19 protein-coding genes and 2 tRNA genes are annotated in these 18,062 nt (G+C 66.2%); 11 read left to right on the top strand and 10 right to left on the bottom strand.

From position 1 onward, the window contains the following. Window positions 1-326: 326 nt before the first annotated feature. The gene (locus tag HEQ22_RS09540; protein ID WP_432767670.1) at window positions 327-1,211 is read right to left on the bottom strand and encodes a LysR family transcriptional regulator; all 885 of its coding nucleotides are present in this window, start codon (window positions 1,209-1,211) and stop codon (window positions 327-329) included. A gap of 94 nt (window positions 1,212-1,305) precedes the next feature. On the opposite strand from HEQ22_RS09540, the gene bla reads away from it, so the two are divergent. Then, the gene (bla, locus tag HEQ22_RS09535; RefSeq protein WP_432767669.1) at window positions 1,306-2,244 is read left to right on the top strand and encodes a subclass B3 metallo-beta-lactamase; all 939 of its coding nucleotides are present in this window, start codon (window positions 1,306-1,308) and stop codon (window positions 2,242-2,244) included. An 85-nt stretch (window positions 2,245-2,329) separates the two neighbouring features. Here bla and HEQ22_RS09530 read toward each other — a convergent pair whose 3' ends face one another. From HEQ22_RS09530 to HEQ22_RS09510, 5 genes are all read right to left on the bottom strand, one after another. Next, entirely contained in the window at window positions 2,330-3,553 is a 1,224-nt protein-coding gene (locus tag HEQ22_RS09530; RefSeq protein WP_432767668.1) for a dihydroorotase, read from the bottom strand. Next, window positions 3,544-4,539: an aspartate carbamoyltransferase catalytic subunit gene (locus tag HEQ22_RS09525; protein WP_432767667.1), complete on the bottom strand. Its 996-nt coding sequence runs from the start codon at window positions 4,537-4,539 to the stop codon at window positions 3,544-3,546. The genes HEQ22_RS09530 and HEQ22_RS09525 overlap by 10 nt, the downstream gene beginning before the upstream one ends. Before the next feature lie 13 nt (window positions 4,540-4,552). Continuing rightward, entirely contained in the window at window positions 4,553-4,870 is a 318-nt protein-coding gene (locus tag HEQ22_RS09520; RefSeq protein WP_432767666.1) for a DUF1294 domain-containing protein, read from the bottom strand. 10 nt (window positions 4,871-4,880) lie between these two features. After that, the gene (gene ruvX / locus HEQ22_RS09515; protein WP_432767665.1) at window positions 4,881-5,342 is read right to left on the bottom strand and encodes a Holliday junction resolvase RuvX; all 462 of its coding nucleotides are present in this window, start codon (window positions 5,340-5,342) and stop codon (window positions 4,881-4,883) included. 115 nt (window positions 5,343-5,457) lie between these two features. Then, on the bottom strand, window positions 5,458-6,768 hold the full coding sequence (locus HEQ22_RS09510) for a DUF3089 domain-containing protein (protein WP_432767664.1): 1,311 nt from the start codon (window positions 6,766-6,768) through the stop codon (window positions 5,458-5,460). 181 nt (window positions 6,769-6,949) lie between these two features. Here HEQ22_RS09510 and gatC point away from each other — a divergent pair, with 181 nt between their 5' ends. The 6 genes from gatC (at window position 6,950) to HEQ22_RS09480 (ending at window position 12,385) form a co-directional block, all read left to right on the top strand. Further along, window positions 6,950-7,252, top strand: coding sequence for an Asp-tRNA(Asn)/Glu-tRNA(Gln) amidotransferase subunit GatC (gatC, locus tag HEQ22_RS09505; protein WP_432767663.1), 303 nt, complete (start codon window positions 6,950-6,952; stop codon window positions 7,250-7,252). Between the two features lie 114 nt (window positions 7,253-7,366). Then, complete coding sequence (gene gatA, locus HEQ22_RS09500) at window positions 7,367-8,848, top strand: Asp-tRNA(Asn)/Glu-tRNA(Gln) amidotransferase subunit GatA (RefSeq protein WP_432767662.1); 1,482 nt, start codon at window positions 7,367-7,369, stop codon at window positions 8,846-8,848. After that, window positions 8,845-9,420 carry a hypothetical protein gene (locus tag HEQ22_RS09495; protein ID WP_432767661.1) on the top strand — a complete coding sequence of 192 codons (576 nt, stop codon included), beginning with the start codon at window positions 8,845-8,847 and terminating at the stop codon, window positions 9,418-9,420. The genes gatA and HEQ22_RS09495 overlap by 4 nt, the downstream gene beginning before the upstream one ends. Window positions 9,421-9,428: 8 nt before the next feature. Then, window positions 9,429-10,898 carry an Asp-tRNA(Asn)/Glu-tRNA(Gln) amidotransferase subunit GatB gene (gene gatB, locus HEQ22_RS09490; RefSeq protein ID WP_432767660.1) on the top strand — a complete coding sequence of 490 codons (1,470 nt, stop codon included), beginning with the start codon at window positions 9,429-9,431 and terminating at the stop codon, window positions 10,896-10,898. Window positions 10,899-10,955: 57 nt separating this feature from the next. After that, window positions 10,956-11,495: a hypothetical protein gene (locus HEQ22_RS09485; RefSeq protein WP_432767659.1), complete on the top strand. Its 540-nt coding sequence runs from the start codon at window positions 10,956-10,958 to the stop codon at window positions 11,493-11,495. Continuing rightward, the gene (locus tag HEQ22_RS09480) at window positions 11,492-12,385 is read left to right on the top strand and encodes a hypothetical protein (RefSeq protein ID WP_432767658.1); all 894 of its coding nucleotides are present in this window, start codon (window positions 11,492-11,494) and stop codon (window positions 12,383-12,385) included. Before HEQ22_RS09485 ends, HEQ22_RS09480 begins: the two co-directional genes overlap by 4 nt. A gap of 16 nt (window positions 12,386-12,401) precedes the next feature. On the opposite strand, the gene HEQ22_RS09475 is transcribed toward HEQ22_RS09480, so the two are convergent. Both HEQ22_RS09475 and HEQ22_RS09470 read right to left on the bottom strand, forming a co-directional pair. Next, the gene (locus HEQ22_RS09475; RefSeq protein ID WP_432767657.1) at window positions 12,402-13,175 is read right to left on the bottom strand and encodes a hypothetical protein; all 774 of its coding nucleotides are present in this window, start codon (window positions 13,173-13,175) and stop codon (window positions 12,402-12,404) included. 92 nt (window positions 13,176-13,267) lie between these two features. Continuing rightward, window positions 13,268-13,486 (bottom strand): hypothetical protein, encoded by a 219-nt coding sequence (locus tag HEQ22_RS09470; protein ID WP_432767656.1) that lies wholly within the window; start codon window positions 13,484-13,486, stop codon window positions 13,268-13,270. Between the two features lie 250 nt (window positions 13,487-13,736). Between HEQ22_RS09470 and HEQ22_RS09465 the strand changes: the two genes are divergently transcribed. Next, a tRNA-Leu gene (locus HEQ22_RS09465) sits at window positions 13,737-13,821 on the top strand. Between the two features lie 88 nt (window positions 13,822-13,909). Next, window positions 13,910-15,526: a trigger factor gene (gene tig / locus HEQ22_RS09460; RefSeq protein WP_432767655.1), complete on the top strand. Its 1,617-nt coding sequence runs from the start codon at window positions 13,910-13,912 to the stop codon at window positions 15,524-15,526. A gap of 208 nt (window positions 15,527-15,734) precedes the next feature. On the opposite strand, the gene HEQ22_RS09455 is transcribed toward tig, so the two are convergent. Continuing rightward, window positions 15,735-16,352: a DNA-3-methyladenine glycosylase family protein gene (locus HEQ22_RS09455; protein ID WP_432767654.1), complete on the bottom strand. Its 618-nt coding sequence runs from the start codon at window positions 16,350-16,352 to the stop codon at window positions 15,735-15,737. Between the two features lie 102 nt (window positions 16,353-16,454). Here HEQ22_RS09455 and HEQ22_RS09450 point away from each other — a divergent pair, with 102 nt between their 5' ends. Further along, the gene (locus HEQ22_RS09450) at window positions 16,455-16,769 is read left to right on the top strand and encodes a 2Fe-2S iron-sulfur cluster-binding protein (RefSeq protein ID WP_432767653.1); all 315 of its coding nucleotides are present in this window, start codon (window positions 16,455-16,457) and stop codon (window positions 16,767-16,769) included. A 93-nt stretch (window positions 16,770-16,862) separates the two neighbouring features. Here the strand turns inward: HEQ22_RS09450 and HEQ22_RS09445 are convergent, their stop codons facing one another. Beyond that, window positions 16,863-17,630 (bottom strand): TrmH family RNA methyltransferase, encoded by a 768-nt coding sequence (locus tag HEQ22_RS09445; protein ID WP_432767652.1) that lies wholly within the window; start codon window positions 17,628-17,630, stop codon window positions 16,863-16,865. Window positions 17,631-17,710: 80 nt separating this feature from the next. Between HEQ22_RS09445 and HEQ22_RS09440 the strand changes: the two genes are divergently transcribed. Next, a tRNA-Tyr gene (locus tag HEQ22_RS09440) sits at window positions 17,711-17,796 on the top strand. Window positions 17,797-18,062: the final 266 nt, after the last annotated feature.

Below are 18,062 nucleotides of genomic sequence, written 5' to 3'. Positions count from 1 at the left end.
GACCGATTGGTTTGGGCCTAACTGGCTTGCGATGGTTATATACGATCGCGGGCGGTTTTGCATCGAACAGGTTAACGGCGTTCGAACGGTTCGCTACGACTTGCGTAGCCTTCACGGATTTATATTTTGTCTCTTCGCCGCAGGATTATTTTTCTGTGTCAGCCTTTCCAATGGTACCGAAAATGCCGCAAGGATCGAGGCACTGGCATTCGGCTGGCTCTACGGGATGAGCCTTGTTCTCGCATATCTGCGAATCCCTCGCCTCATTCGCCGCACTCTGCTTCCCTAGTCCGCTTCCTACCCCAAAGCGGCCCTACGCCACCGGGCTAAATGCGGCTTGCCTCGCCTGCGATTTCGTTGGCCAGCCAGCCGCTGAACCGCGCCATCGCGCCGCTTTCGGGGCGCGACATCAGTCGGGTGAGCCAGTAGCGGCCGGCGTCGATCTCCACCGCGAACGGCTGGACGAGCAGTTCGGATGCGAGTTCGCGGATGAACATCGACGGCGGGACGAGCGCGACGCCCTGGCCCGCGGCGGCGGCGGTGGCCATCAGCGCCGAGCTGTCGAAAATCGGGCCACGCAGCACCGGGGCGGGGACGCCGGCGGCGGCGAACCACAGCGCCCACTCGTCGGCGCGATACGAGCGGAGCAGGCGTTCGGCGACGAGGTCGGCAGGAGATTTCAGGCGCGCGGCGATCGCGGGGGTGCACAGCGCGGTCATCGGGGCGGCGAGCAGTGGTTCGGCATGGGTGCCGTGCCAGGCGCCGTCGCCGAAGCGGATCGCGAAATCGAGCGCTTCACCGGCGAGATCGACGCGGTTGTTGTTGGTCGAGATCCGCAGGTCGATGCCCGGATGCGCGCGGGCGAAGGCGTCGAGGCGCGGGAGCAGCCAGCCGGTGGCAAAGGTGCCGACAACCCCGACCTTGAGCGCCTCGCGAAAGCGGCCGCCGCTATATTGATCGAGCGTCGCCGCGACGCGGTCGAAGGCATCGGCGACGACAGGGACGAGCGCATGCCCCTCGTCGGTGAGCGCCAGCCCTCGCGGCAGGCGGTGGAACAGGCGGGTGCCGAGGCGGCGTTCGAGTTGCGCGACCTGATGGCTGACCGCACCCTGGCTGACGCACAGCTCAATGGCGGCGCGGGTAAAGTTGAGATGGCGCGCCGCGGCGTCGAAGGCGCGCAAGGCGTTGAGCGGAAGCTGGGCGCGGTCCATGGTCCGTCATCAATTATTCTCATGGCTTTGTCGAGAAATGATGCTTTGTCGCGTGCGGTGCCGCTTGGCATTTCGGGGGCGAAGGGAGACGAACATGATCGCGATGACGACCATTGCCGCCTGGCTTGCGGGCTTAAATTACCTGCCGCTGCCAAATGTCGTGGACACCCGGACCCACAAGGTCGCGGGTGCGGCCACCGCCCCCACCGCCGACCCCGTCCCCGCTGATGACCCGCTGACCCGTCCAATCGGCGGTGCACGGGCGGCGGAATGGCTGGCGCCCGCGCCGCCGACCCGGATTTTCGGCAACAGCTATCTGGTCGGCTTTGGCGGGCTGAGCGTGGCGCTGATCGACACCGGCGACGGATTGGTGCTGGTCGATGGTGCCTTGCCGCAGTCGGCTGCGGCGGTTTTGGCCAATGTCCGCACACTCGGGTTCGACCCCAACGACATCAAATTTATTCTGAGCACCGAACCGCATTGGGACCATGCCGGCGGGCTGGCGGCGCTGGTCCGTGCCACCGGCGCGACCGTGGTGGCGAGCGAACGCGGCGCCGAAGGGTTGCGGCTGGGGCGACACGCCGCCGACGATCCGCAGCTGGCTTATGGCGGCAGCTGGCCTGCGGTCGACCGGCGGCGCGTGATGCGCGACGGCGAGGTGCTGCCTTTGGGCATGGCGCGGATCACCGCGCGCGCGACCCCGGGGCATACGATGGGCAGCATGAGCTGGAGCTGGCAGGCGTGCGAGAGTACAAGTTGCAAAGAGATCGTCTTTGCCGCGAGCCTCAACCCGGTCTCTGCGGATGGCTACAAGTTTACCAGTGCCGCCGGCGCGCCGTTCGTTGCGGGCTTTGCGCAAAGCTATCGCACGATGGCGGCGCTGCGATGCGACATCCTGATTTCGGCGCATCCGGGAAATGCGACGGAGGGCCGGTACAGTGTCGCCCCCGGCGCGTGCCGGGCCTATGCCGACCGGTCGCGCGAGGCGCTGGCCAAACGGCTGGCGGCGGAGAAGGCGGGGGTGGCGAAATAGCCCGGCGCGTCCACCCGCCAGCGGTGCCGCCATGGATGTGGCCGCGCGGTTGCAAGGTTGGGCAAGGGGCACCGCACCCGCAGACCTAACGAATCCGCACGCCGCCCTTCCACATCGTCGTCGCGCGGCCTTGCATCGGCATGCCGTCGAAGGGGGTGTTGCCGGCCCAGGCCGCCATTTTCTTGGCGTCGACCTGCCACGGGGTGCCGGGGTCGATCAGGATGAGGTCGGCGTCCCTGCCGACGGCGAGGCGGCCGGTGTCGAGGCCGAGTAGGCAGGCGGGGGTGGCGGCGAGCAGGTCGAACAGGCGGCCGGGCGACACATGGCCGTCGCGGACGAGCAGGAGGCCCATCGCGAGCAGGGTTTCGGCGCCCGCCATGCCGGGGAGCGATTCGGCGAAGGGCAGGCGTTTGTCCTCGGGCCCGCGCGGGTCGTGGCCCGACGAAAGGATGTCGATCGTGCCGTCGGCGACGGCGGCGAGGCAGGCGCGGCGATCGTCCTCGCTGCGCAGCGGCGGAGACAGGCGCGCGAAGGTGCGAAAATCGCCGATCGCGGTGTCGGAGAGGAACAGGTGCGCGGGGGTGATACCGCAGAGGACGGGCAGCCCCTGCGCCTTGGCGGCGCGGATGAGGTCGAGCCCGCGCGCGGTGGTGACCTGGCGGAAATGGACGGGCGCGCCGGTTTCCTCGACGAGCGCGAGGTCGCGCGCGATCGCGATCGCTTCAGCGATGGCGGGGGCTGAGGCGAGGCCGAGGCGGGTTGCCATTTCGCCATCGGTCGCGACCGCCCCGGCGGTAAGCCCTTCGTCCTCGGCATGGATGATCGTGACGAGGCCGAGCGAAGCGGCGTAGGCGAGGACGCGGTGCATCACGCCGCTGTCGGCGATGCGGCTGCGGCCGGTGGCGATGGCGCGCGCGCCGGCCTGTTGCATCAGGCCGATTTCGGCGAGTTCCTTGCCTGCGAGGGCCTTCGTGGCGGCGGCAAGGGGATGGACCCACAAATCGGGCTTCCCGCCCTTGGCCGCGCGCTCGACCAAGCCGGGATCGTCGAGCGGCCCGGCGTCGGGCATCAGCGCGGCGCGGGTGATGCCGCCGAAATGAAAGGCGGGCTTGTCGGTCGCGAACACCCCGAGGTCGACGATGCCGGGGGCGAGCCACTGGCCTTTGGCATCGACGGTTTCGGTGCCGCCCGGCGTTTCGGCCGGATCGAGCGCGGCGATGCGGCCATCGACGACGAGCAGGCTGCCCGGACGCGGCGTATCGCCGTCGACCAGCAGCGCATTGGTGACGAGTAGCGGTTTCAGTTCCATCCCGCGACCCCCCGCTGGCGACGCGTCAATATGTCGAGGCACGCCATGCGCACCGCGACCCCCATTTCGACCTGTTCGGTGATCGTCGAGCGAACAGGATCGTCGGCGACGCTGCTGTCGATTTCGACCCCGCGGTTCATCGGGCCGGGATGCATGACGATGGCATCGGGTTTCGCCTTTTCCAGCCGTCTGGGGGTGAGGCCGTAGAGGGCGTGATATTCGCGTGGCGACGGCAGGTAGGCACCGTCCATGCGTTCGTTCTGGAGCCGCAGCATCATCACGACGTCGGCGTCCTTCAGCCCCTCGTCCATGTCGGTGAAGGTCGTCACATGCATGCGGTCGAGTGCGGGCGGGGTGAGCGTCGCGGGTGCGACGACGCGGACCTCGTTGCCGAGCAGGGTGAGCGCGAGGATGTTCGAGCGCGCGACGCGGCTGTGGAGCACGTCGCCACATATGGCGATGGTCAGCCCTTCGACGCGGCCGAGGCGGCGGCGGATGGTGAGCGCATCGAGCAGCGCCTGGGTCGGATGTTCGTGGCGGCCGTCGCCGGCGTTGAGGACGGGGCAGTCGACCTTGTCGGCGATCAGCTGGACCGCGCCCGAACTGCCGTGGCGGATCACCATCGCGTCGGCGCGCATCGCGTTCAGCGTCATCGCGGTGTCGATGAGCGTCTCACCCTTTTTCACGCTCGACTGCGCGGCGTGCATGTTGACGACGTCGGCGCCGAGGCGTTTTCCGGCGATTTCGAACGACAAGAGCGTGCGCGTCGAATTTTCGAAAAAGGCGTTGATGATGGTGAGCCCGGCGAGGCGGTCGTCATGCTTGGCGGCGCCGCTGCGGTTGAGATCGACCCACTGTTCGGCGGCGTCGAGGACGTAGCTGATCTCCCACGGGGTCAGCTGGGCGATGCCGATCAGGTGGCGATGGCGAAAGGCATCGCCGCCGGGCGGATAGTCGGTGGCGGGTCGGATTGTTGACGTTGTCATTAAAGGGGAGCGTTTAAGTGGCGGCGCGCAAATAGGCAAGCGCGGAGGCGAGCCATGGCTGCAATATGCCGGCCGCCCAGAGGATGAGCATAATGATCTGGAGCCAGAGCCAGATCAGCATCCAGGTCATAAAGGGCTGTTTGCGCGTTTTGTGGCGGACGAGACGTGCCGCGAGGACGGTGCCGAAGGCGCCGCCGAGGAAGGCCCAGAGCAGCAGCGTGGATTCGGGGATGCGGCGCACGTCGGCTTCGGCGCGACGCTTGTCGGCGACCATCAGGCCGAAGGCGATGCCGTTCGCGGCGGCGAGCCAATAGAGAATATATTCGGTCAACCGCGCGGCGCTATTGGCGGCTCAGGGCGTCGATCGCGCCCTGGAGGATGAAGGCGGCGGCGGCGCTGTCGATGCGGTCGGCGCGTTTGGCGCGGCTGACGTCGGCGGCGATCAGTGCGCGTTCGACCGCGGCGGTCGACCAGCGTTCGTCCCACAGCAGGATCGGCAGGGCGAGGGGGGCCAGGTTGCGGGCGAAGGCGCGGGTGCTTTGGGTGCGCGGGCTGTCGCTGCCGTCCATGTTGAGCGGGAGGCCGACGACGAGGCCGACGATATTGTGCGCGGCGAGGACCGCGGTGAGGGTCGCGAGATCGGCGGCGAATTTCTTGCGGACGATCGTCTTGTCGGGGGTCGCGAAGCTCCAGTTCACATCGCAGGTCGCGACGCCGATGGTTTTGGTGCCGACGTCGAGCCCCGCGAGGCGGCCGCCGGTGGGGAAGTGGGCGGCAAAATCGGGGGCGGCGGTGGTGATCATCGGCTTCCCCTTACCCGTTCGTGTCGAGCGAAGTCGAGACACGCCGAGGCGTCACGCGTCCCAAGCGTGTCTCGACTTTGCTCGACACGAACGAAATTGGGGCGGGCTCCCTGGGTCAGGACTTGGTTTGTGCCGCTACCGGAAGATCCTCGGTTGCGGAAGACGGTACAGCCTCCGGCGCCGCCGGGGGCGGCACCGGCGACGGCTTGCCTTCGAAGGTCGCGAGGCGGCGGAGCACGTCGGCGCGGACGTTGGCCCAGAACAGGGTGATGTCGAAGACATGGTAATTGTTGCCGGGCAGGACATAGCTCGGCGCATAGTCCTTGGCGATTTCGGCATCGCCGATCATCAGCAGGCCGCGCTCGTCGTCGCAGCGCGCGCCGATCTTTTGCGCGACGAGCGTTCCCGCCTTGAACCCGTCGGCGGGTTTCAGGGTGCCGATGTTGGCGTCGGGCGCGGCGGCGGTGTCGGGAATGCCGGTGAGCGGGTTGGTGCACAGCATCCGCGTGCCGGCGCGCGGGCGGCCGTCGAAGCCGATCGTGCCGTCATAGGCGTCGAGCACCATCGCCGGATCGGCGGGATCGGCGAAGGTCGCCCAGCTGAGGATGCAGCCCTTTTGCTCGGGGGTCTCGCACGCCGGGAGGCCGAGCGCCGCCATGTCGGTGTCGCGGCTGATCGGCCAGCCGACGACATAGGCGGCGACGATGCGCCGCGCGAGCGGGGTGCCGGCGATGCGGTTTTTGAGCAGGGTGGTAAGGTGGAGCGCGCCCTGGCTGTGGCCGGCGAGGATGATCGGGCGGTTTGCGGGCTGGGCGGCGAGGAAGGCGTCGAACGCCTGTTCGACGTCGCGATAGGCGGCGTCGATCGCCTTGCCCGCAGTGACTCGGTCGCTGGCGAGGAAGGCGCCGAGGGTGGCCTGGCGATAGCGTGGCGCCCACACCTCTCCGGCATCGCCGAACGCGCTTGCCATGCCCTGCATGAACAGGGTGGCGCGGTGGTTGGCGTCGGGATCGTCGAGCGGGGCGTTCCAGCTCGACCGGCTGTAATAGCTGGTCGGGTGGACGAAGAAGATTGCGGCGTCGCCCTTTTCAGCCGCGGCGGCGGCGGCGGTCGTGGCGGCCTGCGCGGGGGGCATGAGCGCATCGCGGCCCATCGCCTCGGCGCTGTCGGGGGCGGCGCTGTCGGGGGCGGGGGTGGCTTCGGTCGCGGGGCGCCAGGCCGAGGGATCGTCGCCGACGCCGGGGCGCGCAATCCACATCTTCGGATCGTCATAGGCATTGGGGGCGATCGCCGCCTGCGGGGTGAATTCGGCGCTCGGGACGAAGGCGACGCGGCCGAACCAGCCGGGCGCGAGCTGGTAGGCGACGCCGGCGCCGAGCAGCAGGAGGATGAACGCGGCGATGACATAGAGAAATTTGCGGGCCATGGGGGGATCCAGTGGGGGAGAGGGTTGGCGCCTCCCTTACCCGCAGGTCGCGCGCGAAGTCGAGCCGGCTGTCGGCCCGGACGCACGAAATGCGCGAGGAGGCGCGATTGCGCCGCGGCGACGGCTTGAAGCGCGCGGGGCGCGGTGCTAGCGGCGCAGCTTCTCCCGCAAAGGCGAACCCATGGCAATCGATCAGGCAACAGTGAAGAAAATCGCGTCGCTGGCGCGCATCGCGATCAGCGATGCGGAAGCCGCCGCAATGGAAGGCGAGCTCAACAACATCCTCGGCTGGGTCGAACAGCTGGGCGAGGTCGATGTGAGCGGGGTCGAGCCGATGACCGCGGTGATCCCCAACCAGCTGCGGCTGCGCGACGATGTGATCGACGCCGACCCGCTGACCGGCGGCGGGCGCCGCGACGATGTGCTGGCGAATGCGCCGGCGGCGATGCACGGCTTCTTTGGTGTTCCCAAGGTGATCGAATGACCGTCGGCGCTACCCTCTCCCCGTTTGTCCTGAGCTTGTCGAAGGACCGTCCTTCTGTAACGCGCAAAGGCAAGAACAGCCCTTCGACAAGCTCAGGGCGAACGGATTTTGGATATGACTGATCTCACAAATCTAACGGTAGCGCAGATCCGCGATGGCCACCGCGCGGGCGATTTTTCCGCGGTCGAAGTGGCCGAGGCGTTCAGCGCCAATGTCGCGGCGGCGAAGGCGCTGAATGCGTTTATCGTCGAGACGCCCGAACATGCGCTGGCCGCGGCGAAGGCGGCCGATGCCGACCGCACGGCCGGGACGCTGAAGCCCTTGTCGGGGGTGCCGATCGGGATGAAGGATCTGTTCTGCACCAACGGCGTGCAGACGACGGCGGCGAGCCATATGCTCGAGGGGTTCGTGCCGCGCTATGAATCGACCGTCAGCCAGAAATTGTGGGACGCGGGCGCGGGGATGCTGGGCAAGCTGAACCTCGACCAGTTCGCGATGGGCTCGTCGAACGAGACAAGCTATTTCGGCAATGTCATCAGCCCGTGGAAGCGCAAGGATGGCGGCAATGCCGCGCTCGCGCCGGGCGGGTCGTCGGGCGGCAGCTCGACCGCGATTGCGGCGCGGCTGTGCCCGGCGGCGACGGGCACCGACACCGGCGGTTCGATCCGCCAGCCCGCCGCCTTCACCGGGATTTCGGGGATCAAGCCGACCTATGGCCGCTGTTCGCGCTGGGGCATTGTGGCGTTCGCGAGCTCGCTCGACCAGGCGGGGCCGATGGCGCGCGACGTGCGTGACTGCGCGATCATGCTCGAAAATATGGCGGGCTTCGATCCGAAGGATGCGACGAGCCTGAATATGGCGGTGCCGAATTGGGAAGCGGCTTTGTCGAGCGATCTCAAGGGCAAGACGGTCGGTATTCCCATGGAATATCGGCTTGAAGGCATCGATCCCGACATCGACGCGATGTGGGATGCCGGGATTGCGATGCTGAAGGATGCGGGGGCCGAGGTCGTCGAGATCAGCCTGCCGCACACGAAGTACGCGCTGCCCGCTTACTATATCATCGCGCCGGCCGAGGCGTCGTCGAACCTCGCGCGTTACGACGGCGTGCGTTACGGGCTCCGCGACCTGCCGGATGGGGCGGGGTTGCAGGATATGTATGCCGCGACGCGCGCCGACGGGTTCGGGCCAGAGGTTAAGCGCCGCATCATGATCGGCACCTATGTGCTGTCGGCGGGTTTCTACGATGCCTATTACACGCAGGCGCAGAAGGTGCGGACGCTGATCGCGCGCGATTTCGAGGCGGCGTTCGCGTCGTGCGACGTTATCCTGGCGCCGACCGCGCCGTCGGCGGCGTTCGGGCTGGGCGAGAAGATGGCCGATCCGCTGGCGATGTACCTTAACGACGTGTTCGCGGTGCCCGCGAGCCTCGCGGGCCTGCCCGCAATGTCGGTCCCCGCGGCGCTGAACCGCGAAGGGCTGCCGCTAGGCTTGCAGGTCATCGGCAAAGCGTTTGATGAGCAGGGCGTGCTGAACGCCGGGTTGGCTATTGAAGAGCGCGCGGGCTTTACGGCTCGCGCCGAGAAGTGGTGGTGACACCGAACCCCGTCATCAAGTTTCCACAGATTCTTGGGGCGGCGCTGTCGGCCAATGTCTTCGTAGTAATTGCGTCTTCTATCGCAAAAATGGACATTAAAGATCCTGATCAAATTTCGATATTGATACTGCTATTCCTCTGGAATCTAAAAGATGGAATTGATGATTTTAAATCATATGAGTCCAACTATGCTGATGGATTCAGCCTTGCTCCAACCGTTACATTTAGGGTCTTGTCCTACATGTCTCTTGTTGGCTCTGCTATAAATTTTGATAACAGATTTTTGTCTTTTGTATTTTTGAGCATATATTTTTTAGTATTCTCTATTTGGTCGGTAAACAGCGTTATAAGGCGAACTCGGGGCTCAAAAACAGCTGAAAATTTGGAACGCCTCAGACGACGACGCGGATGGCTTATTCTGTATCCTGCGAGCATTGCAGCCTGCTTGGTCATTGCTTGTTCGGAAGGTCTTATATTTTTGGTTGCATTCGCAGCCGTTATCCTAGGTATTTTCGCCGCTGATTGTGACGACTGCGAAACTTTCAGCAATGACATAATTCCGGCACTATGAAGAGTGATATGACTGACTATCGCATCAAGGGCAACACCGGCGAGTGGGAGGTCGTGATCGGCCTTGAGGTCCACGCCCAGATCACGACCAAAGCCAAGCTGTTTTCGGGCGCCGCGACGGCGTTCGGGGCCGAGCCGAACACGCAGGTGTCGCTGGTCGATGCCGCGATGCCGGGGATGCTGCCGGTGCCGAACCGCGAGTGCATCCGTCAGGCGGTGCGCACGGGGATGGCGATCGAGGCGCAGATCAACAAATATTCGCGGTTCGACCGCAAGAATTATTTCTATGCCGATCTGCCGCAGGGTTACCAGATTTCGCAGCTTTATCATCCGATTGTCGGCGAAGGTTCGCTGACGATCGCAGCCGACGACAAGGCCGGGATCGCCGCCGACAAGGCGATCGGGGTCGAGCGTATCCATGTCGAGCAGGATGCCGGCAAGCTGATGCACGACCAGCATCCGACGATGTCCTATGTCGACCTGAATCGTTCAGGGGTGGCGCTGATGGAGATCGTCTCGCGCCCCGACATGCGCTCGCCCGCCGAGGCCGGCGCGTATGTGCGCAAGCTGCGTTCGATCCTGCGCTATGTCGGGTCGTGCGACGGCAATATGGAAGAAGGCTCGATGCGCGCCGACGTCAACGTCAGCGTGCGTAAGCCCGGCGACGAATTCGGCACGCGCACCGAGACGAAGAATGTCAATTCGGTGCGCTTTGTGATGGCGGTGATCGAGGGCGAGGCGAAGCGGCAGGTCGAACTGATCGAAAGCGGCGGCACGGTGGTGCAGGAGACGCGGCTGTACGATCCCGACCGGGGCGAGACGCGGTCGATGCGGTCGAAGGAAGATGCGCATGATTATCGCTATTTCCCCGACCCCGATCTGCTGCCGCTCGAACTCGACGATGCGTTTCTGGCCGAGTGCCGCGAGAGCCTGCCCGAGCTGCCCGACGCCAAGCGTGCGCGGTATCTCAGCGCAGGGATTTCGCCGTATAACGCCGATGTTTTGACCGCCGAGGTCGAGGCGGCGCGCTGGTTCGACACCTTGCTGGAAGTGGGCGCGAAGCCGGTGGCGGCGGCGAACTGGGTGACGAGCGAATTGTTCGGGGCGCTTAACCGCATGGGCCGCGACATTGCGGATTCGCCGGTGTCGCCGCAGCACGCCGCCGAGCTGCTCGGCCTGGTCGCCGACGGCACGATTTCGGGGACGATTGCGAAACAGGTGTTCGAAAAGATGCTCGACAGCGGCGACGCCGCGGGCGTGATCGTCGAGCGCGACGGGTTGAAGCAGACGAGCGATACCGGCGCGATCGAGGCCGAGATCGCCAAGATCCTGGCCGCCAACGCCGACAAGGTCGAACAGTATAAGGGCGGCAAGGACGCGCTGTTCGGTTTCTTCGTCGGTCAGACGATGAAGGCGATGCAGGGCAAGGCGAACCCGCAGGTGGTCAACGCGCTGCTGAAAAAGGTGCTTGCCAACTAAGTGCAACCGCGCAAAATCCGGCCCGGGACATGAGCTTCGGGGGGGGGGGGGGACGCGATGCTGGCGAAATTGTTGATGGGGGCGGCCGCGCTGGCCATGGCGCCGGGCGCCGGGGCGCAGGAGGCGCTGCCCGACCCGGCGGCGGTCGTCGTCCCCGACTTGTCGGGCTCCGCCGACCCGGCGGTGGTCGACAATGGCTGGAAATATTTCTTCTATCACCGCGCCGGCACCAGTTTTGCCGAGGCGCATGCCGATCTGGCCGACTGCTATCGGTTCCTGACTCCGGCGGGGTGGGGCAATGTCGCGCTGCCGCGCTTTGTGCCGTGGGTCGAACGGCCCGCGGGGCAGCGTTACGATACGAACAATCAGGCCGGGCTGGTCGGGCTGGCGATCGGCGGGATGATCGAGGGCACGTTGTCGCGGCGCGACCGGCAGTCGAAGATGCGCCGCTGCATGGAGCCGCGCGGTTACACGCGCTATGGCGTCGCCGAGGAGATTTGGGAATCCGTCGCTGACATGCCGCCCGCGAAGGGGATTGCGGTGCAGGCCAAGATCGCGTCGGGTCCGACGTGGGGCGGCAAGGAGCCGGTTAAATGAGAAGGTCCGCTGCCCTGCTGTCGTTGCTGGCGGCGCTCGCGCTGCCCGCTGCCGTCCATGCCGAAGACGCGAAGGCGCCCGACGAGCTGATCGAAATCGACGGCAAGCAGCCTGTCGCGATCAAGCCTGACCGTGCCTATCTGTTGTTCCGGACCACCGACAAATGGTTTTCCCCGGTGTTCCTGCGCATCCCGACCGAGGCCGAGGTCGCCGCCTTTTACGCCGCGAAACAACAGGCATTCGACAAGGCGTTGCCCGCGCTGCGCAAGGCCCATGCCGCGGCGGTCGCGAAACGGCAGGCCGCGGCGGCGAAGGGTCAGGCGTCCGGCGACGACATGCCGGGCGAACCCAGTCTGGCGACCTTCGATTACCACCATGATGCGGTTCAGAACCTCAATGCTGCAAATCTGGGCAAGGCGCTGGTCAAGGACAAGGAAAAGCGGTTGATGCTGGTTGAGGCGCCGCCCGGCAATTACGTGCTGTACGGCGCCGGCAACCAGGCCGCGATGATGACCTGCCTGTGCCTAGGCACGGTGGGTTTCGAGGCAAAGGCGGGGCAGATCACCGACCTTGGCACCATTCCCGTCGCGATCGCGTGGCAACCGTCGGACGACCCGGTGCTGAAGGGCGAAACGGGGCTGGGGGCGAGCGTCAACGGCCACTGGGCGCTGCCGGCGGTCGGGCTGGTCCCGCCCGACTCGCGCGCGCCGGTGCCGGCGGCGCTGGCGGGCAAACCTGTGGTGCCGGCCAGCTTTCGCGCGGTGGGAAAATTCGTCGCGCCCCCGGTGTTCACGATCAACCGGCTAGCGCCGGTCGCCGGGCTGCTGGCCTATGACCGCGGCCGCGTGATCGACGGCAGGACCGGCGAGGCGGTCCCCGACAATTATTGAATCGCGGCGCCGGGCCTCAAAAGCGCCGCTGGCCGGCGCCCCAGTTGCCGATGTCGCACTGGCCGGAAAAGCTGGTCTGCGCCTTGAGCTGGATGCGGCCCGAGCGGCGATCGATGTCGAGCCGCGGCTTGTTGAGGCCGTTGAGCCGATAGGTTGCGGTGATGCGGTCGGGGGTGACCAGGAGGTTTTCGAGGTCCCACCAACCTTCATGGCCGCCCGAATGGATCGGCGGCACGAGGCTGGGGCCGAGGTGGATGCGGCCGTGATCGCCGTAAAGCTCGATCTGAACGTCGCTGTTGAAGCCCTGCGTCGTCGAAACGACATCGTTGCTCCATTCCCATTTGTGCCGCGAGCTGTTCCAGTCGTAGCGCGGGGCGGTCGCCACGCTCGGCCGGTTGCCGGCGCCGTAACAGACGAGCACGAGCGATGCAGGGTCATTGTATCCGGACTCTTCCGCCGGGGTGCGATGGTCGGCTGGCGGGGCATAGCCGCCGCGCGGGCCGTCGCCGTCGTCGCAATTTTCTGCCGGCACCGCGATCAGCGCGCCATAGCGCCCATCGACGGTCGACACCGACAGGCAGCGCCCGGTCCGCGGGTTCCACCAGAAGCTGTAGCGCTGTTCGCCGACGACGTTCGACCGCTGCGCTTCGTAGCCGCGGGCGAGGAGCTGGGTTTCACCGCCGGCGGCGCGCGCGCCGACAAGATCGGCGACGTCGGGGGCGGATTGGGCGAGGGCGGGCAGCGGACAGGCCGCCGCGGCGGCGAGGATCGCAACGCGAATCGAACGCATGACAAAGCTCCTGCTGAGGCTCGACCATATTATCAGAGCCGCCGCGATCGCCCAAGCGTCATGGCGCGCCGATCCGCGTTGCTGCTGCCGCGCTAAACCTGCTGCGGCGGCACCTCGTCGGGGCCACGGCCGGGTTCGTCGATGTCGCCGCCGCCGGGGCTGCCGGGGATTTCCTGCGGCTGGCCGGCCGGATCCTCGAGCGGGGTAGGCTGCACCGGCTGTTCGGGCGGGGCGACCGGATCGATGATGTCGGGCTTTGGTTTGGGCTGGGTGTCGGCGGCGCGGACGTGAAGGCTGGATGCGAAGGTCATATGCTCTCTCCTTGCCTGCACAACGAACGCCGGCGCTCGCCGTTCCGGCGGGCGCGGGGGAACGCCGGCGCTCGCGGTTCCGACGGGCGCGGGGGAACGGCGGCGCTGGCCGTTCCGGCGGGGCACAGCGCCGATTTCGGGGGTTTTCTGCCCTTGCCCTCGGCCACGCGTCTGCTATAGCCCCGCGCGGCCCGCACGGGCGTGCGCGGCACCCCCGTGCCACCTCGTGCACCCGGCCGCAGCTTCTCTAGCGGGCGTGGCGGAATTGGTAGACGCGCTGGTTTTAGGTACCAGTATCGCAAGATGTGGGGGTTCGAGTCCCTTCGCCCGCACCAGTTTCGCGAGCAGCAAGTCGGGATTGGGGAGCTTCGCCAACATGGCGGGGTTCGATACGAGATTTTGAGCAAGGATAAGACCAAGGCAATGAAGACCGTCGAAACGCTGAACGAAGGCCTGAAGCGCGAATATCGCGTCACCATCACCGCGAAGGACATCGACGCCCGCGTCGACGACGAGGTGAAGAGCATCGCCCCGACCGTTCGTATGCCCGGCTTTCGCCCCGGCAAGGTGCCGCCGAACCTGATCCGCAAGATGCACGGCGCCGCGCTGTCGGCCGACGCGCTGAACAAGGCGATCGACGCCGGCGTGCGCGACCTGATGACCAAGGAAAAGCTGCGCCCCGCGTTGCAGCCCGCGGTGTCGCTGGACGAGAATTATGAAAGCGGCAAGGACGCCGAAGTCACCGTGGCGCTGGAAGTGCTGCCCGACATCGCCGCCCCCTCGATCGAGGGGCTGAAGCTGGAACGGCTGACCGTTCCCGCCGACGACAAGGCGGTGATGGCGAAGATCGAGGAATTCGCCGCGCAGATGAAGCGCTTCGAAGACGCGCCGAAGTCGAAGAAGGCCGCCACCGGCGACCAGCTGATCATCGATTTCGCGGGCAGCGTCGACGGCACCCCCTTCGACGGCGGCACCGGCGAGGACATGGCGGTCGAAATCGGTTCGGGCCAGTTGATCCCGGGCTTTGAAGACCAGCTGGTCGGCGCCAAGGTCGGCGACGAAAAGACCGTCAAGGTGACCTTCCCCGCCGATTATCCGGTCGCGGACCTGAAGGGCGCCAACGCCGAATTCGCCGTGACGGTGAAGGAAGTGAAGGTTCCGGCCGAAGCGAAGATCGACGACGAGTTCGCCAAGTCGCTCGGCCTCGAAAGCCTCGACAAGCTGAAAGAGCTGATGAAGGACCAGGTCGAGCAGGAACTGAACGGCCTGACGCGCACCTATATGAAGCGCAAGCTGCTCGACCAGCTCGCCGCGAGCCACGACTTCGATGTGCCGCCGACGATGGTCGAGGCCGAGTTCGCCCAGATCTGGCAGCAGCTGGAGCAGGAAGTCGCGCGCGAGGACGATGTCGAGGCGGCGAAGGCCGAGCTGGAAAGCGACCGCGAAGATTATCGCGCGATCGCGGTGCGCCGCGTGCGGCTGGGTCTGCTGTTGTCGGAAATCGGCCAGGCGCATGGCGTGCAGGTGTCGAACCAGGAAATGCAGCGCCTGATCGCGCAGGCGGCCCAGCAGTACCGCCCCGAAGATCGCCAGCGCTTCGTCGAATATGTCCAGCAGGACGCGCTCGCCGCGGCCCAGCTGCGCGCGCCGCTGTATGAGGACAAGGTCGTCGACTTCCTGTTCGAAAAGGCCGAGATCAGCGACCGCGAAACCACCCGCGAGGAACTGGAAGCCGCGATTGAAGCCGATGACGATGGCGGCCACGTCCACGGCCCCGGCTGTGGCCACGACCATGATCATGACGCCAAGCCCGCCAAGAAGGCGGCGGCGAAGAAGCCGGCCGCCAAAAAGGCCGACGTGAAGGAAGAGGCCGCCGAGGCCGCTCCTGCGAAGAAGGCGCCGACGAAGAAGGCGGACGCCAAGCCTGCCAAGGCAGCCGAAGACAAGCCCGCCGCGAAGACGGCGGCTCCGGCGAAGGCCGCCGAAGACAAGCCGGCGGCGAAGAAGGCTCCGGCCAAGAAGGCGGCAGCGAAGAAATAAGCTGCGGCTGACGGATTATGGAAAGGCCGGGTGGAGCGATCCACCCGGCCTTTTTTGGTGTTTGGGATAGATTACCCCTCCCCTTCAGGGGAGGGGTTGGGGTGGGGGCTGGCAGCCTTGCGCCAGGCCGATGGCCCCCACCCGCTGCAACTAGCCAGCAAGCTGGCGAGTTTCGCTGCCCTCCCCTGAAGGGGAGGGCGGAAGCACGTCAAATCACCGCCATATTATAACAATGCCAGCTGAAGATCGCCGCGGCGCCGCGGTGCGGGCGCCAAGGTTCGGCGAGGTCGCGGGTGGCTTTTTCGCTTGGGCGCGCGTCCAGCTGAAGGATGCGGCCGACGGCTTCCTGCACCGCGAGGTCGCCGGCGGGCCAGACGTCGGGGCGGCCTTCGGCGAAGAGCAGGTAGATTTCGGCCGACCAGCGGCCGATGCCCTTGACCTTCGTAAGCAGCGCGATCGCCTCTTCGTCGTCGGCGGGCAGGGCGTCGAAGGCGAGGTCGCCGTCGACGACGAGCTGCGCGAGACTTTTGGCATAGCCCTGTTTCTGCCCCGACAGGCCGCAGGCGCGCAGCGCGTCGAATTCGGCCGCCGCCATCACCTCGGCCGGGCAGCCTTCACCGAATCCAGCCTCCAGCTTGTTCCAGATCGAATTGGCGGCGGCGACGCTGACCTGCTGGCCGACGATCGTGCGGAGCAATGTCGTGTAGCCGGGGGCGCGAATCCTGGGTTCGGGATAGCCGGCATGGCCGAGCGCGCGCGCGAAACCGGGCTCGATCGCCGCGAGCGCGTCGATGCCGGCGTTGAGGTCCGGCTGGCTGAGCCCCATGACGATATTCTCCCTTTGTTCTACGCGGCCTGACTAGCAGCGCTTGATTTGGCGCGCAACGCACGACATAGCCCACGCGAATCGAACGATATGGGGATGCACATGGCCAAGCTGATTGTGGTGACGCGTGACGGGACCGAACATGAGATCGAAGGCGACACCGGCCTGACCGTGATGGAAAATATCCGCGATGCGGGTTTCGACGAACTGCTGGCGCTGTGCGGCGGTTGCTGTTCGTGTGCGACGTGCCACGTCCATGTCGAGGTCGCAGCCGGCGACCTGCCCGCGATGAGCGAGGACGAGAACGACCTGCTCGATTCGACCACCGACCGCGACGACACGTCGCGCCTGTCGTGCCAGCTGCCGTTCAGCGAGGCGCTCGACGGGCTGAAGGTACGGATCGCGGCCGAGGATTGAAGCGTCGCCCCAGCGAAAGCTGGGGTCGCAAGCGGTACGCGCAGCATTGCCGAGCAAGGCCTACCGCGATCCCAGCTTTCGCTGGGATGACGATCAGTTTCCCGACGTCGCCACCGCATAGAGCGCGACCGCGGCGGCGTTGGAGATATTCAGGCTTTCCATGCGCGGCGAGATCGGCAGTTTGGCCAGCACGTCGCAATGTTCCATGACATTGTGGCGCATGCCGTCGCCTTCGGAGCCGAGCACCAGCGCGACGCGGCTGCCGTCGAGGGTGTCGCCGAGCACCGTTTCGGTGTCGCCCATCAGCCCGATGCGCCAATATTGCGCCTCGGCGATTTCCTCCAGCGCGCGCGCCAGGTTGACGACCCGGATCCACGGCACGGTTTCGAGCGCGCCCGACGCCGAGCGGGCGATGACGCCGCTTTCGGGCGGGCTGTGGCGGTCCTGGGTGATGATCGCGGCGGCGTCGAAGGCGGCGGCCGAGCGCAGCACGGCGCCGATATTGTGCGGGTCGGTGACCTGGTCGAGGACGACGAGCGGGCGTCGGCTGTCGGCGTCGACCTCCGCCTGCAGCAGGTCGCCGAGATAGATGCCCTCGAGCGGGTCGACCTCGATCACCAGCCCCTGATGCGGCGCGTCGCGCGCGACCAGCCGCGCGAGGTCGGTGACCTCGGCATAGCTGATCGGCACCACTGGCGGCAGGTCGAGCTGGGCGAGCGCTTCGCGGGTGCCCCAGATGCGCTTGACGGTGCGTTCGGGGTTGGCGAGCGCGGCCAATACGGCGTGGCGGCCCCAGAAGCGAATGGCCTGTCCGCGCGGGCTTTGGCCGGCGGGACGGCGATGACGGGAAAATTGTCTCATAGCGCGCGGCCTTTCCCATGACTGGCATTGACAGGCAAGCCTCGTTTCGCCATTGGACCGCTTCCCAAAGCGGGCCCCATGGACAGGTGGCCGAGTGGTTAAAGGCAGCAGACTGTAAATCTGCCCGGGTTTCCGTACGCTGGTTCGAATCCAGCCCTGTCCACCATTTCCCTGCATAGCCCGGAATCGCGCGAGTTTCGCCCCGCGCGATCCTAGGGTCAGGACCCATTAATAGCACGTTCGAGGCGTCGAAATGGCGAAGATATTGGGCTTGGGCGGGTGCAGCGGGTAGCATCGCTACCCGCAAGGCTGCGCGAGCCCAAGATCGAAGCCATTTCGGCGTCCCTTCGGGATTTGATCGATTTTGCCCATTGCTTCGTCGGCAAGTCTTGAAATATCGATATATTCCCGCGCCTTGCCTCCTCGCACTGA

Source organism: Sphingopyxis sp. (assembly GCF_050916055.1).
Lineage (GTDB): Bacteria > Pseudomonadota > Alphaproteobacteria > Sphingomonadales > Sphingomonadaceae > Sphingopyxis.
The sequence above is the reverse complement of the archived record's forward strand: the minus strand, read 5'-3'. Positions and strand labels throughout refer to the sequence as shown.

What these genes read in the sequence shown, in the direction of transcription:
- HEQ22_RS09480 (WP_432767658.1), top strand. Translation starts at nt 11,492, where the DNA reads ATGAGAAGGTCCGCTGCCCTGCTGTCGTTGCTGGCGGCGCTCGCGCTG.
- tig (WP_432767655.1), top strand. Translation starts at nt 13,910, where the DNA reads ATGAAGACCGTCGAAACGCTGAACGAAGGCCTGAAGCGCGAATATCGC.
- HEQ22_RS09450 (WP_432767653.1), top strand. Translation starts at nt 16,455, where the DNA reads ATGGCCAAGCTGATTGTGGTGACGCGTGACGGGACCGAACATGAGATC.
- HEQ22_RS09540 (WP_432767670.1), bottom strand. Translation starts at nt 1,211, where the DNA reads ATGGACCGCGCCCAGCTTCCGCTCAACGCCTTGCGCGCCTTCGACGCC.
- gatB (WP_432767660.1), top strand. Translation starts at nt 9,429, where the DNA reads ATGACTGACTATCGCATCAAGGGCAACACCGGCGAGTGGGAGGTCGTG.
- gatC (WP_432767663.1), top strand. Translation starts at nt 6,950, where the DNA reads ATGGCAATCGATCAGGCAACAGTGAAGAAAATCGCGTCGCTGGCGCGC.
- gatA (WP_432767662.1), top strand. Translation starts at nt 7,367, where the DNA reads ATGACTGATCTCACAAATCTAACGGTAGCGCAGATCCGCGATGGCCAC.
- HEQ22_RS09530 (WP_432767668.1), bottom strand. Translation starts at nt 3,553, where the DNA reads ATGGAACTGAAACCGCTACTCGTCACCAATGCGCTGCTGGTCGACGGC.
- HEQ22_RS09455 (WP_432767654.1), bottom strand. Translation starts at nt 16,352, where the DNA reads ATGGGGCTCAGCCAGCCGGACCTCAACGCCGGCATCGACGCGCTCGCG.
- HEQ22_RS09510 (WP_432767664.1), bottom strand. Translation starts at nt 6,768, where the DNA reads ATGGCCCGCAAATTTCTCTATGTCATCGCCGCGTTCATCCTCCTGCTG.
- HEQ22_RS09445 (WP_432767652.1), bottom strand. Translation starts at nt 17,630, where the DNA reads ATGAGACAATTTTCCCGTCATCGCCGTCCCGCCGGCCAAAGCCCGCGC.
- HEQ22_RS09470 (WP_432767656.1), bottom strand. Translation starts at nt 13,486, where the DNA reads ATGACCTTCGCATCCAGCCTTCACGTCCGCGCCGCCGACACCCAGCCC.
- bla (WP_432767669.1), top strand. Translation starts at nt 1,306, where the DNA reads ATGATCGCGATGACGACCATTGCCGCCTGGCTTGCGGGCTTAAATTAC.
- HEQ22_RS09525 (WP_432767667.1), bottom strand. Translation starts at nt 4,539, where the DNA reads ATGACAACGTCAACAATCCGACCCGCCACCGACTATCCGCCCGGCGGC.
- ruvX (WP_432767665.1), bottom strand. Translation starts at nt 5,342, where the DNA reads ATGATCACCACCGCCGCCCCCGATTTTGCCGCCCACTTCCCCACCGGC.
- HEQ22_RS09485 (WP_432767659.1), top strand. Translation starts at nt 10,956, where the DNA reads ATGCTGGCGAAATTGTTGATGGGGGCGGCCGCGCTGGCCATGGCGCCG.
- HEQ22_RS09475 (WP_432767657.1), bottom strand. Translation starts at nt 13,175, where the DNA reads ATGCGTTCGATTCGCGTTGCGATCCTCGCCGCCGCGGCGGCCTGTCCG.